We start from the raw sequence: 14,240 nt of genomic DNA on the forward strand, positions 1-14,240 counted from the left end.
AGCGATCCCCCCGCGAAGACGCTCGGGTATACTTCGCCATCCATTACAAAAGCCTTGGAACCGACCCTCGATGCCGAACACTGCCGCTGCGCTCGACCTGTTATTGCTGCCGACCTGGCTGGTACCCGTCGAACCCGCTGGCGTTGTCCTCAAAGAGCATGGCCTGGGTATCCGCGACGGACGCATCGTGTTTATCGGCCCGCGGTCCGCCGCACTGAAGCTTGATGCCACCGAAGTGCGCGAACTGCCGGACATGCTGCTCAGCCCCGGCCTGATCAACGCTCACGGGCACGCGGCGATGACCCTGTTCCGCGGCCTGGCCGATGACCTGCCGCTGATGACATGGCTGGAAAACCACATCTGGCCCGCCGAAGCCAAATGGGTCGATGAAGCGTTTGTACGCGATGGTACCGACCTTGCCATCGCCGAACAGATAAAAGGTGGCATCACCTGCTTCTCTGACATGTATTTCTTCCCGAAGGTTGCCAGCGAACGCGTGCATAACAGCGGCATACGCGCGCAAATCGCGATTCCGATCCTCGATTTCCCGATTCCGGGCGCCAGTACGGCGGACGACGCCATTCGTCAGGGCGTCGAACTGTTCAACGATCTCAAGCACCACGAGCGCATCAAAGTCACCTTCGGCCCCCACGCGCCTTACACCGTGGGCGACGAAAACCTGGAGAAAATCCGGGTGATCGCCGAAGAGCTGGACGCGTCGATCCACATGCACGTCCACGAAACCGCCTTCGAAGTGCAGCAGGCAGTCGAGCAGCGCGGCGAGCGCCCGCTGGCCCGACTTGCACGCCTGGGCCTGTTGGGGCCGCGATTCCAGGCCGTTCACATGACGCAGATCAGCGATGAAGACCTGGTGATGCTGGTAGAAAGCAACACCAATGTGATTCATTGCCCGGAGTCGAACCTGAAACTGGCCAGCGGTTTCTGCCCGGTGGAGCGCTTGTGGCAGGCCGGCGTCAATGTGGCCGTCGGCACCGACGGCGCGGCCAGCAACAACGACCTCGACCTGCTTGGCGAAACCCGCACGGCTGCGTTGCTGGCCAAGGCCGTCGCCGGCTCGGCCACCGCGCTGGACGCCCATCGCGCCCTGCGCATGGCCACGCTCAACGGCGCCCGTGCCCTGGGCATCGAGGCTGAGGTCGGTTCGCTGGAAATCGGCAAGGCTGCGGACATTGTCGCGTTCGACCTCTCGGGTCTGGCGCAGCAGCCGGTGTACGACCCGGTTTCGCAGCTTATCTATGCCACCGGCCGCGACTGCGTGAAGCACCTTTGGGTGGGCGGCAAACAACTGCTCGACGATCGTCGCCTGACCCGCCTGAATGAAGAACAGCTGCGCGCCACCGCCAAGGCCTGGGGCCAGCGCATCAGCGGCCACACCGAATTGTAAGCACCCCGGGGCCAACCGCCGGGGCAACAGGATTTTTCAAGTTTTAGAGGATGAACCATGAGTAACGTCGACTACGCCGAAATCGCCAAATTCGAAGCCCTGGCCCATCGCTGGTGGGACCGCGAAAGCGAGTTCAAACCACTGCACGACATCAACCCGCTGCGGGTCAACTGGATTGATGAGCGGGTCAATCTGGCCGGCAAGAAGGTCCTCGACGTCGGTTGCGGCGGCGGCATCCTCAGCGAAGCCATGGCACAACGCGGCGCGACCGTGATGGGCATCGACATGGGCGAAGCGCCGCTGGCCGTCGCTCAGCTGCACCAACTGGAATCGGGTGTAAGCGTTGAATACCGGCAGATCACCGCCGAAGCCCTGGCTGAAGAAATGCCCGAGCAGTTCGACGTGGTCACGTGCCTGGAAATGCTCGAACACGTACCGGATCCTTCCTCGGTGATCCGCGCCTGTTTCAAAATGGTCAAACCGGGCGGCCAGGTGTTTTTCTCCACCATCAACCGCAACCCCAAGGCATATCTGTTCGCCATCGTCGGCGCCGAATACATCATGAAGCTGCTGCCGCGCGGCACGCACGACTTCAAGAAATTCATCCGCCCTTCAGAGCTCGGTGCCTGGAGCCGCATGGCTGGCCTGACCGTCAAGGACATCATCGGCCTGACGTACAACCCGCTGACCAAACACTACAAACTGGCGGCCGACGTGGACGTCAACTACATGATCCAGACCCTGCGCGAGGAGTAAGCCGATGCGTATCAGAGCAGTCCTTTTCGACATGGACGGCACGCTGCTCGACACCGCGCCGGACTTCATTGCGATCTGTCAGGCGATGCGTGCCGACCGCGGCTTGCCGCCGATCAACGACAAGCACATCCGCGACGAAATTTCCGGCGGCGCCAAGGCGATGGTCGCCGTGACCTTCTCCATGGACCCGGAATCTCCGGGCTTCGAAGAACTTCGCCTGGAGTTCCTCGAGCGCTACCTCGTGGGCTGCGCGGTGCACAGCAAGCTGTTCGACGGCATGGGCGAATTGCTGGCCGACATCGAGAAAGCCAACCTGATCTGGGGCGTGGTCACTAACAAACCGCTGCGGTTTGCCGAGCCGATCATGCAGCAGCTTGGGCTGGCCGAACGCTCGGCGCTGCTGATTTGCCCGGATCACGTAAAGAACAGCAAACCGGACCCAGAGCCGTTGATCCTCGCGTGCAAGATGCTCGACCTCGACCCGGCCAGCGTACTGTTCGTAGGTGATGACCTGCGCGACATCGAGTCCGGTCGCGATGCCGGCACCAAGACCGCCGCCGTGACCTATGGCTACATCCATCCGGAAGATAACCCGCGGCATTGGGGCGCGGACGTGGTGGTCGATCATCCGTTGGAGTTGCGCAAGGTGTTGGACAGCGCGCTCTGTAGCTGCTGAACCGCACCGCCTTGCAGGAGCCGGCTTGCCGGCGATGGCGATACTGGAAACGCCATCGCCAGCAAGCGGGCTCCTACAAAAGCAGGTCCGGTGGATCGCGTCACTACGCACACGTTCTGATTTTTGAGGTTTTTTTATGTTTGATTATTCCGCCCGCCCTGAATTGCTCAAGGACCGGGTCATCCTGGTCACCGGCGCCGGTCGCGGCATCGGCGCTGCTGCGGCGAAAACCTACGCTGCGCATGGCGCTACCGTGCTGCTGCTGGGCAAGACCGAAGCCAACCTGACCCAGGTCTATGACGAAATCGAAGCCGCCGGTCACCCACAACCGGCGGTGATCCCGTTCAACCTGGAAACCGCCCTGCCCCATCAATACGATGAGCTGGCAGCGATGATCGAAACCGAATTCGGCCACCTCGACGGCTTGCTGCACAACGCGTCGATCATTGGTCCGCGCACGCCGATCGAACAGCTCTCCGGCGAAAATTTCATGCGCGTCATGCAAGTCAACGTCAACGCGATGTTCATGCTGACCAGCACGCTGTTGCCACTGCTCAAACTGTCGCAGGACGCCTCGGTGGTGTTCACGTCCAGCAGCGTCGGCCGCAAGGGTCGTGCGTATTGGGGCGCTTACGGCGTCTCCAAATTCGCCACCGAAGGCCTGATGCAAACCCTGGCCGACGAAGTCGACACCGTCGCACCGGTACGCTCCAACAGCATCAACCCGGGCGCCACCCGCACCAGCATGCGCGCCCTGGCTTACCCCGGCGAAAACCCGCTGAGCAACCCGACACCCGAGGAGATCATGCCGGTCTACCTTTACCTGATGGGCCCGGACAGCACCGGCATCAACGGCCAGGCATTCAACGCTCAGTAACACCGTGCGTCGCTTTTGTGCCGTGGCGAATTTCCGTCACGGCACTCAACAAGCGTCGCAACTGCACCCGATTTCAGTCAAACAAATGTCGCTGAATAAGCTAGAAAAAGCCAAAAACACTTCCAATACGTTGATTTTAAATGGCTTTAATCCGAATGAACCGAATGGCATGACTTTCGCTCTATATCTGCTCAGACACGCCGTGTGAAAGCAAGCGGGCAGACCCTTCGAGCCGATAGGTTACTAATCTTCAGCAAAGCAGATTAGACTTGCGCCAAATGTCCTACGGGACTGATGGACCAGTATGACTCGCAGCCCAAAGCCGCTCTCACCCAGCCTGTAAGACAGACTTACTGCTTAGGGGTGCACGCCATATGAAATCACCTTCCCAGACCAACGCAATTGACTTCGATAGCGCCAAATTGCAACGCCTGGGCTTTGGTCAGCAGCCCCGTCTGCTGGAGAGGCCGGTCAGTCTTGCGCAATTGCGCCAGCAATTGAGTTTGCAGCTGCAAACCAGCCTTGAGCCGCAACGCATTCTTGGGCTGTTCTTCCGCGAAATTCAGCGCCTCGTACCGCTCGACGCCTTGAGCTACCAGCACAAGGCCAGCGACTTGCGCCTGGAATTCGGCCAGCGCGGCCACCACTCGATCAGCTATAGCCTCAGCCATGAGGGCGAGCATCTGGGGGAATTGGTGTTCCGCCGCAATCAGCGTTTCAGCGAGCAGGAACTGGGCAATCTCGAGTCTTCGCTGTCCGCGTTGATGTATCCGATGCGTAATGCCTTGCTCTACCGCGCCGCCACCCAAAGTGCCCTGCGCGACCCGCTCACCGACACCGGCAACCGCATTGCCATGGATCAGACGCTGCAACGGGAAATCGACATGTCGCGTCGGCATCTGCAACCCTTGTCGCTGCTGATGCTGGACATCGACCACTTCAAACACATCAACGATACCCACGGCCACAGCGCCGGCGATGATGTGCTCAAGGCCGTTGCAGCTTCGATCAAAAGCCAGTTGCGCAACGTCGACATGGTGTTTCGCTTTGGCGGTGAAGAGTTCCTGATTCTGCTGTCCAACACCGGCCGCGAGGCAGCGGCCATGGTCGGTGAGCGGCTGCGGTTTGCTGCGCAGGCCAAGGATTATCTGGCCGATGGCAAGCTGATCGAGCTGACCGTCAGCCTCGGCTGTTCGACCCTGCTGCCCGGCGAGTCAGCCGAAAGCCTGTTGCGTCGAGCCGACAGTGCGCTGTATGTGGCCAAGCGTGAAGGACGCAACCGCTTGGCAATGGCGGGCTGAAGGCTTGCCGGCGGGCTCGCAACCGTCGCGGCCCGCATCGACAGGAATCAGCGCACAGCGCCACGCAGCTCCCCGACCAACTCTTGCAACCTGGCGGGCTCTGCCACCTCAACCGCCACCGCCGGCCCCGCCACCAGGGTCACCCGCGACCACAACCGACGGAACACGCCCTTGTCGGGATCGCGACTGAAGAAACTCCCCCACAGCCCCTGCAATGCCAGCGGAATCACCGGCACCGGCGTCTCTTCGAGAATCCGCGTCAACCCGCCCTTGAACTCGTTGATCTCGCCATCGGCGGTCAATTTGCCTTCAGGGAAGATGCACACCAGCTCACCGTCCTTCAGATATTGAGCAATGCGCGTGAAGGCCTTTTCGTAAATCTGAATGTCTTCCTGACGTCCCGCGATCGGAATTGTCCCGGCCGTGCGGAAGATGAAGTTCAGCACCGGCAGGTTGTAGATTTTGTAATACATCACAAAGCGAATCGGCCGACGCACCGCGCCGCCAATCAGCAGTGCGTCGACGAAAGACACGTGATTGCACACCAGCAACGCCGCGCCTTCATCCGGAATCAGCTGCAGATTGCGATGCTCCACGCGATACATGGAATGGCTGAGCAGCCAGATCATGAAACGCATGCTGAACTCGGGAACGATTTTGAAGATGTAGGCGTTGACGCCAATGTTCAGCAGCGAGACCACCAGGAACAGGTGGGGGATCGACAGCTTGACCAGGCTCAGCAGCACGATCGAGACAATCGCCGAGACCACCATGAACAGCGCGTTGAGAATATTGTTGGCGGCAATCACCCGCGCCCGCTCGTTCTCCGGCGTGCGCGACTGGATCAGCGCGTACAGCGGCACGATGTAAAAACCACCGAAAATTCCCAGGCCGAGAATGTCGACCAACACCAGCCAGGTGTGGCCAAACCCCAGCACTTCAATCCAGCCGTGGCCATTGACGCTCTCGGGAATTCCACCGGAATGCCACCACAGCAGCAAACCGAACACGGTCAGACCGAACGAACCGAACGGCACCAACCCGATCTCGACTTTGCGCCCGGACAGCCTCTCGCACAGCATCGATCCCAGTGCGATACCGACCGAGAACACAGTGAGAATAAGGGTCACGACGGTTTCGTCGCCGTGCATCCATTCCTTGGCATACGCCGGGATTTGCGTCAGATAAATCGCCCCGACAAACCAGAACCACGAGTTGCCGACAATCGAGCGCGACACCGCCGGCGTTTGCCCCAGGCCCAGTTTCAAGGTGGCCCAGGATTGACTGAAGATGTTCCAGTTCAGGCGCATTTGCGGCGACGAGGCCGCCGCCCGTGGAATGCTGCGACTGGCCAGATAACCGAGCACTGCAATACCGATGATCGCCGTGGACACGATAGGCGCGTAATGCGCGGACGACATCATGACCCCGGCGCCGATGGTCCCGGCGAGGATCGCCAGGAAGGTGCCCATTTCCACCAGACCGTTGCCGCCCACCAGTTCTTCTTCGTGCAAGGCCTGGGGCAGGATCGAGTATTTCACCGGCCCGAACAGCGCCGAGTGCGTGCCCATGGCGAACAGCGCCAGCAGCATCAGCGACAGGTGATCGAACAGGAAACCGATTGCGCCTACCGCCATGATGGCGATTTCCCCGAGCTTGATCAGACGGATCAGCGCGTCCTTGGCGAACTTCTCGCCGAACTGCCCGGCCAGTGCCGAAAACAGAAAGAACGGCAGGATGAACAGCAACGCACACAGATTGACCCAGATCGAACGATCACCCTCGATAGTCAATTTGTACAAAATGGCGAGGATCAACGATTGCTTGAAAACGTTGTCGTTGAACGCCCCGAGGGACTGAGTCACGAAAAACGGCAGGAAGCGCCGGGTGCGAAGCAAGGTGAACTGTGAGGGGTGACTCATCTTCCGTGTGTCCCTGATGATGGCGTGGATGCTGTTATTGGAATGTCGGACGTCGATCCAGGCCACACATTACCTAATCTTTGCAGGTTATTTGTTTAATCCTGCAATGCACGGCGAGACAAACAACTCGCCACGCCACGCGCCCTGCACCGTGCGTTTGGCAACGATCAGCCACATCACCGTCAGCAACGCCACCAACACACAGCCAAAGGCACTGAAAAACGTCAGGTTCAAGGTGCTGGCCAGCTTCAACGTCGCAAGAGAATAGACGCCCAGCGGAAAGGTGAAACCCCACCAGCCGAGGTTAAATGGAATCCCGGCGCGCAGGTAACGCCCGGTGATCAGCAGCGCGATCAGCATCCACCACAAACCGAAGCCCCACAGGGTGATTCCCGCTACCAACCCCAGCCCCGCTGCGATTTCCCCCACGCCAGCCAGCCCATTGGCGGCGAAGATGGCCGGTGCGTCGGCGCCCAGCAGCAACATACCCAGCGCCCCGGTACCAATCGGGCCGAGCGCCAGCCAGCTCGAAGCCGCCATGTTTTCGTGGGGCAATTTATGCAGCGCCATGCGCAGCAATAGAATTGTCAGAATGCTGAACGCCACCGGAAGGGAAAATGCCCAGAGCACGTAGCTGGTCACCAACACCACAAGTTGCGCATGGGCCTCGGCCAAGTGCGGCGCCAGCAGCCCGCCACTGGCGGCCGCCACTTCCGCCGCCACCACCGGCAACAGCCAAACGGCGGTCATCTGGTCGATGCTGTGTTCCTGGCGGGTGAACATCATGTAGGGAATCAGCACACCGCACGCCAGCGACATCGCCACGTCCAGCCACCACAGCAGCGCGGCCACATGCACGACACCCTCGCCCCAGCGCGGCAGGCCAAAGAGCAGGAAACCATTGATGATGGTCGCCAACCCCATGGGAATCGTGCCGAAAAACATCGACACCGTAGAGTGTCCGAAAATCCGCCGTGCCTCGTCGAAAAACAGTACCCAGCGCGCCGCGTACAGCGTCGTGAACAAGATGAACAGGCCAATATTGAACAGCCAGAGGGCTTCGGCGATTGCATGCAGACCTGGCACCGCGACAGGTAACTGGGCGAGGGCTAACGCCAAAACGCCAGTACCCATGGTCGCGGCAAACCAGTTCGGGGTGAACTGGCGGATGACCTCGCGCGGGTGCTGCAAGTGCCTGAAGGGTTTGAAAACGGGGGTGGTATTGGGGCATGTCATAGCGAACTCCTGTCCTCTGTTGAGGTGGAATTCAGGGTAGGCCCAAATCGAATATCTATATAACGGGTAATATCTCTAACTGTTATCTGTTTTGTAGATATAGCGTCAAACGCTGCCTTCCGATTCGATCACCAATATCCTCGCCACCCCCAACGGATGCGCTACATGCTCGGTGCCCACCGAGGCGTAGAAGATATCGCCGACACCCAACATCACGTCTTTCTCCAGACCTGCTTCGCGATAGCGCATCTGCACCTGGCCATCGAGCACGACAAACACTTCCTCGCCATCGTTCACGTGCCACTTGTATGGCTGATCGGTCCAGTGCAAACGGGTGGTGATACCGTTCATGTTGGCGATGTCCAGCGCTCCCCAGGCACGGTCAGCGGTGAAGGAATGGCTGCGGATGATTTTCATGGTCGGTCCGTCGAATGGAATGGCGTTACCAAGGCTAGCGATCATTGAACATCGGCGCTACAGACTTTGATCGACTGCTCGCGCATCAACACCAGCAACGCACCGACAGACAGGACGATCAGCACGGCACCATAGCCATCGGTGGTCGCCACCAGACCAAACGTCCGCGTCAGATTCCCCGCCAGCAACGACGGCAAGCAGAACGCCAGGTAACTGAGCACATAAAACGCCGACATCAACCCGGCCCGCTCATGGGGCAGCGCCAGCGGAACCAGGCTGCGCACCGCTCCGAGGAAACCGGCGCCGAAGCCGCAACCGGCCACCAGTGTGCCAAGGAAAAACCATGGCAGGCTGGCGCTGTGCACGCCCAGCAACAGCAACACGACACCGATGGGCAGTAACGTGCCGCCCAACAACAACGCCTTGGCCGGGGGCCGATTGCGCAGGGTGAAAATCATCAGCGCGCCGGTCAGCGTCAATGCGGCCACGGTCGATCCGCCGACCAGGTTCGACGTTGAGCCGGTGGCTGTGCGCACCAACGAAGGGGCGAGCGAAGCGAAAAACCCCCCGAGCGCCCAGGTAGCGGTGTTGAGCGGCAGTACTCGCCACAAGGTGGCCCGCGCCTTTACCGGCACATGCAACGTCGGACGCAGCGAAGCCAATGCCCCCGGTTGCGCACTGACGCTTTCCGGCAGGCGCCAGACGTACAGCGCCTGCATCACAAACAGCGCGAGCAACACCCAATAAGTGAGCTGCAACGGCAGCGGCGCAAACTCGGCCAACAAGCCACAGCCCATGCCGCCGAACGCCATGCCGAGCAGCGGTGCCACACTATTGATAAGCGGTCCCTGCTGGCGATCAGTGTCCAGCAACGCAGCACTCAATACGGCGGTGGCCATCCCGGTCGCAAACCCCTGCAGAATCCGTGCGCTAATCAACCACACCACACTGTCAGCGTTGATAAACAGCAGCATCGCCAGCACGTTCAGCAGCACAGCCGTAAAGATCACCAGTTTGCGTCCCAAATAATCCGAGAGCGAACCCACCGTCAGCAGCGCCACCAGCAAACTGATGGCGTAAACACCGAAGATGACGGTGAGCATCGCTGCAGAGAATTGCAGGTGCTCTTGATACAAGTGATACAACGGCGTCGGCGCCGTGGAAGCGGCGAGAAAACTGAGTAAAGTGATCGCCAGAAACCACAGGCTGGAACGGTTGGAAGCTGAATTCGACATGCGCACACTCCGCAAAAGCTAATTTTTTGCTTTTGCGGAGTGTGCTACTCGTCAACGCTTAAAGCAAATTCTTTGTGTTAAGGTCCGCTCCATGGCTATTAAAGAAGGTTTACGCCCCGGCGGCCGCAGTGCCCGGGTGCAAGAGTCGATTCATTCGGCGGTCCGCGCACTCCTTGACGAGCAGGACCGTTCCACCGTGACCGTGCCGCAAATCGCGGCGCGTGCAGGGGTTACGCCGTCGACCATATACCGGCGATGGGGCGATTTGTCGGCGTTACTGGCGGATGTCGCCCTGGCGCGCATGCAACCCGAAAGCGAGCCGGCCAACACCGGCAGCCTGCGCGGGGATGTACAGGCCTGGGCCGAGCAATATCTGGACGAGATGAGCTCCGAACCCGGCCGCAACATGCTGCGCGATGTGCAATCGAGCCCGACACCAGGCCTTTGCGTGACGCTCATCGGCGGGCAGTTGCAGATGATTCTGGATCGTTATCCTGATCAGCCGAAACCGGGTGTTGATCGGCTGATCAATCTGGTGGCGGCGCCTTCGGTGTTTCGCATTCTGTTTTCGCCGGCGGCGCTGGAGGTTGAGGAATTGCATCGGTTGATCGAGATTGCGTTCAGTCAGTAAAACCGCCTTCGCGCGCGGCTCGCTCCCCCTGTTGATCATCCGCAGGCATGGAACTTGTGATCAACCCAAGTCCAATACAGGAGCGAGCCGGCTCGCGAAGAGGCCAGCACACGCACTAAAAACCTGACTGATCCTCCACCCTGCGACACCCCACCACGCCACGACCTTGGTCGACACTGACTAACTCGGACGGTCGTGCGAGACTGTCCGTCCGGGCTGTAGTCACGGGTGTCTTTTGTCTGGAGTTTCCATGTCGCTGTCCAGCGGGCTGATCGCCGCCGTCGCCCTGGCCTATATGGCCATCATGTTCGCCATTGCCTTCTACGGCGACCGTCGCAGTGCGCCGTTGCCGCCGCGCGTGCGCGCCTGGGTGTACAGCCTGTCGCTGGCCGTTTATTGCACCAGCTGGACATTCTTCGGCGCCGTCGGCCAGGCCGCCGAACAACTCTGGTCGTTCCTGCCGATCTACCTTGGGCCGATCCTGTTGCTGGTCTGCGCGCCGTGGGTCCTGCAAAAAATGGTGATGATCAGTAAACAGGAGAACATCACCTCCATTGCCGACTTCATCGCCGCCCGTTACGGCAAATCCCAGTCACTGGCGATCGTCGTGGCGCTGATCTGCCTGGTCGGCGTGCTGCCCTACATTGCGTTGCAGCTCAAAGGGATCGTGCTCGGGGTGAACCTGTTGATCGGTGCCGGCGCCGACGCCATGGGCACCCGCGCCCAGGACACGGCGCTGATTGTGTCGCTGGTGCTGGCGCTGTTCACCATTGTCTTCGGTACGCGCAACCTCGACGCCACCGAACACCACCGCGGCATGGTGCTGGCGATCGCGTTTGAATCGCTGGTCAAGCTGTTCGCCTTTCTCGCGGTCGGTGCATTCGTGACCTACGGCCTGTACGACGGTTTCGACGATCTGTTCAACCAGGCCATGCTCGCGCCGCGCCTCGAGGCCTACTGGAAGGAAACCATCAACTGGCCGTCGATGGTGGTGCAGACCGGAGTGGCGATGATGGCGATCATCTGTCTGCCCCGGCAGTTCCACGTGACCGTGGTGGAAAACATCGACCCGCAGGATTTGCGCCTGGCCAAGTGGGTGTTTCCTGCGTATCTGGCGCTGGCGGCGTTGTTTGTCGTGCCGATCGCGCTGGCCGGCCAGATGCTCTTGCCCAGTTCGGTGTTGCCGGATTCATTTGTTATCAGTCTGCCACTGGCGCAGGCCCACCCGGCGCTGGCAATGCTGGCCTTTATCGGTGGTGCTTCGGCGGCGACCGGCATGGTGATTGTCGCCAGCGTGGCGCTGTCGACCATGGTCTCCAATGACATGCTGTTGCCGTGGTTGCTGCGCCGCAACAACGCCGAGCGGCCGTTCGAAGTGTTCCGCCAGTGGATGCTCTCGGTGCGCCGGGTCAGCATTGTGGTGATTCTGCTGTTGGCGTACGTCAGCTATCGGCTGCTGGGCTCGACCGCGAGCCTGGCGACCATCGGCCAGATCGCTTTCGCCGCCGTGACCCAACTGGCCCCGGCCATGCTTGGCGCGTTGTACTGGAAACAGGCCAATCGTCGCGGTGTGTTCGCCGGCCTCGCAGCCGGAACGTTCCTGTGGTTTTACACGCTGATTCTGCCGATTGCCGCGCACAGTCTGGGTGTGTCTTTGAACACTTTCCCCGGGCTGGCGTGGCTGCACAGCAACCCGCTGAACCTGCCATTCACACCGCTGACCCAAGGCGTGATGCTGTCCCTCGCGGCCAATTTCACGCTGTTCGCCTGGGTATCGGTGCTGTCGCGTACGCGAGTTTCGGAGCACTGGCAGGCGGGGCGTTTCATCGGTCAGGAAATCAGTGCGCGTCCCAGCGCCCGTTCGATGCTGTCGGTGCAGATCGACGACCTGCTGCAACTGGCCGCACGGTTTGTTGGTGAAGAACGCGCCCGTCAGAGTTTTATCCGTTTCGCCTATCGCCAGGGCAAAGGCTTCAACCCGAACCAGAACGCCGACGGCGAGTGGATCGCCCACACCGAACGCTTGCTGGCCGGGGTGCTCGGTGCTTCATCGACGCGCGCGGTGGTAAAAGCCGCTATCGAAGGTCGGGAAATGCAACTTGAGGATGTCGTCCGAATCGCCGACGAAGCCTCGGAAGTGCTGCAATTCAACCGCGCGCTGCTGCAAGGCGCGATCGAGAACATTACGCAAGGCATCAGCGTGGTTGACCAGTCGCTGCGGCTGGTGGCGTGGAACCGGCGTTATCTGGAACTGTTCAATTATCCGGATGGTTTGATCAGCGTCGGCCGGCCGATTGCCGACATTATTCGCTACAACGCCGAACGCGGTCTGTGCGGTCCCGGCGAAGCCGAAGTGCACGTCGCCCGCCGTTTGCACTGGATGCGTCAGGGCCGTGCCCACACCTCTGAACGACTTTTCCCCAATGGCCGTGTGATCGAGCTGATCGGCAACCCGATGCCCGGCGGCGGTTTCGTCATGAGTTTTACCGACATCACCGCGTTCCGCGAGGCCGAGCAAGCACTGACCGAAGCCAACGAAGGCCTGGAGCGCCGGGTTACCGAACGCACCCACGAGCTGTCGCAACTCAACGTGGCGCTGACCGAAGCCAAGGGCACCGCGGAGTCGGCCAACCAGTCGAAGACCCGCTTCCTCGCGGCAGTCAGCCATGACCTGATGCAACCGCTGAACGCCGCACGGCTGTTTTCTGCGGCCCTGTCCCATCAGGACGACGGCTTGTCCGGCGAGGCGCAGAAACTGGTTCATCACCTGGATACATCACTGCGCTCGGCCGAAGACCTGATCAGCGATTTGCTGGACATTTCTCGCCTGGAAAACGGCAAGATCAATCCGGATCCGAAACCGTTCGTGCTCAATGAGCTGTTCGACATTCTTGGTGCAGAGTTCAAAGCGCTGGCCCGGGACCAAGGGCTAAAATTCCGCGTTCGCGGCAGCACGCTGCGGGTCGACAGCGACATCAAACTGTTGCGACGGATCTTGCAGAACTTCCTGACCAACGCCTTTCGCTACGCCAAGGGCCCCGTGCTGCTGGGGGTTCGTCGGCACAAGGGTGAACTGTGCCTGGAGGTCTGGGACCGTGGGCCGGGCATCCCGAACGACAAATTGAAAGTGATTTTCGAAGAATTCAAACGCCTGGACAGCCATCAGACCCGTGCCGAAAAAGGCCTGGGCCTGGGGCTGGCGATTGCTGACGGGTTATGTAGCGTGCTGGGCCACAGCTTACAAGTGCGCTCGTGGCCAGGTCGTGGCAGCGTGTTCAGCGTCAGTGTGCCGTTGGCTCAGGCACAAATCGCGTCGCCGAGCAAAGTCGCCCCGCTCAACGGCAAGTTGCTGAGCGGCGCGCAGGTGCTGTGCATCGACAATGAAGACAGCATCCTCATCGGCATGAACAGTTTGCTGACCCGTTGGGGTTGTCAGGTCTGGACCGCGCGCAATCGTGACGAATGCGCGGCGCTGCTCAACGATGGCGTTCGTCCGCAATTGGCGCTGGTGGATTATCACCTGGACGATGGCGAGACCGGGACCGAGTTGATGGCGTGGCTGCGCACCCGTTTGGGCGAGCCGGTGCCCGGTGTGGTGATCAGCGCCGATGGGCACCCAGAGACCGTGGCGCAAGTGCATGCGGCGGGGCTGGATTACCTGGCCAAACCGGTGAAACCGGCGGCGTTGCGGGCGTTGTTGAGTCGGCATTTGCCGTTGTAGGTGTGTAGATGTTTAGCCCTGTGGTGTTTCAACGGACGCCATCGCCGGCAAGCCGGCTCCTAC

General features: G+C 60.5%; 11 protein-coding genes. 7 read left to right on the forward strand and 4 right to left on the reverse strand.

The annotated features are described in order from the left end of the window. The first annotated feature begins 70 nt into the window (after window positions 1-70). From ACI77H_RS05445 to ACI77H_RS05465, 5 genes are all read left to right on the forward strand, one after another. Window positions 71-1,405 (forward strand): TRZ/ATZ family hydrolase, encoded by a 1,335-nt coding sequence (locus ACI77H_RS05445; protein ID WP_407010782.1) that lies wholly within the window; start codon window positions 71-73, stop codon window positions 1,403-1,405. 57 nt (window positions 1,406-1,462) lie between these two features. Continuing rightward, entirely contained in the window at window positions 1,463-2,161 is a 699-nt protein-coding gene (gene ubiG, locus ACI77H_RS05450) for a bifunctional 2-polyprenyl-6-hydroxyphenol methylase/3-demethylubiquinol 3-O-methyltransferase UbiG (protein WP_109633737.1), read from the forward strand. Between the two features lie 4 nt (window positions 2,162-2,165). Further along, the gene (gene mupP / locus ACI77H_RS05455; RefSeq protein ID WP_407010783.1) at window positions 2,166-2,837 is read left to right on the forward strand and encodes an N-acetylmuramic acid 6-phosphate phosphatase MupP; all 672 of its coding nucleotides are present in this window, start codon (window positions 2,166-2,168) and stop codon (window positions 2,835-2,837) included. A 136-nt stretch (window positions 2,838-2,973) separates the two neighbouring features. Continuing rightward, the gene (locus ACI77H_RS05460) at window positions 2,974-3,714 is read left to right on the forward strand and encodes a YciK family oxidoreductase (RefSeq protein WP_407010784.1); all 741 of its coding nucleotides are present in this window, start codon (window positions 2,974-2,976) and stop codon (window positions 3,712-3,714) included. A gap of 374 nt (window positions 3,715-4,088) precedes the next feature. Further along, window positions 4,089-5,015: a GGDEF domain-containing protein gene (locus ACI77H_RS05465; protein WP_407010785.1), complete on the forward strand. Its 927-nt coding sequence runs from the start codon at window positions 4,089-4,091 to the stop codon at window positions 5,013-5,015. 47 nt (window positions 5,016-5,062) lie between these two features. Here ACI77H_RS05465 and ACI77H_RS05470 read toward each other — a convergent pair whose 3' ends face one another. The 4 genes from ACI77H_RS05470 to ACI77H_RS05485 form a co-directional block, all read right to left on the reverse strand. Further along, window positions 5,063-6,937, reverse strand: a complete 1,875-nt coding sequence (locus ACI77H_RS05470) for an MFS transporter (RefSeq protein WP_407010787.1) — start codon at window positions 6,935-6,937, stop codon at window positions 5,063-5,065. Window positions 6,938-7,024: 87 nt separating this feature from the next. Further along, window positions 7,025-8,173: a TDT family transporter gene (locus ACI77H_RS05475; RefSeq protein ID WP_407010789.1), complete on the reverse strand. Its 1,149-nt coding sequence runs from the start codon at window positions 8,171-8,173 to the stop codon at window positions 7,025-7,027. A 105-nt stretch (window positions 8,174-8,278) separates the two neighbouring features. Continuing rightward, window positions 8,279-8,590, reverse strand: a complete 312-nt coding sequence (locus tag ACI77H_RS05480) for a cupin (RefSeq protein ID WP_407010790.1) — start codon at window positions 8,588-8,590, stop codon at window positions 8,279-8,281. Window positions 8,591-8,631: 41 nt separating this feature from the next. Beyond that, window positions 8,632-9,825, reverse strand: a complete 1,194-nt coding sequence (locus ACI77H_RS05485; RefSeq protein ID WP_407010791.1) for an MFS transporter — start codon at window positions 9,823-9,825, stop codon at window positions 8,632-8,634. 91 nt (window positions 9,826-9,916) lie between these two features. On the opposite strand from ACI77H_RS05485, the gene ACI77H_RS05490 reads away from it, so the two are divergent. Together ACI77H_RS05490 and ACI77H_RS05495 are read left to right on the forward strand one after the other, a co-directional pair. Then, on the forward strand, window positions 9,917-10,456 hold the full coding sequence (locus ACI77H_RS05490) for a TetR/AcrR family transcriptional regulator (RefSeq protein ID WP_407010792.1): 540 nt from the start codon (window positions 9,917-9,919) through the stop codon (window positions 10,454-10,456). Window positions 10,457-10,706: 250 nt separating this feature from the next. Then, window positions 10,707-14,177: a NahK/ErcS family hybrid sensor histidine kinase/response regulator gene (locus ACI77H_RS05495; RefSeq protein WP_407010793.1), complete on the forward strand. Its 3,471-nt coding sequence runs from the start codon at window positions 10,707-10,709 to the stop codon at window positions 14,175-14,177. Window positions 14,178-14,240 lie beyond the last annotated feature (63 nt).

The sequence above is a fragment of the Pseudomonas sp. O230 genome (assembly GCF_045447035.1).
Classification (GTDB): domain Bacteria; phylum Pseudomonadota; class Gammaproteobacteria; order Pseudomonadales; family Pseudomonadaceae; genus Aquipseudomonas.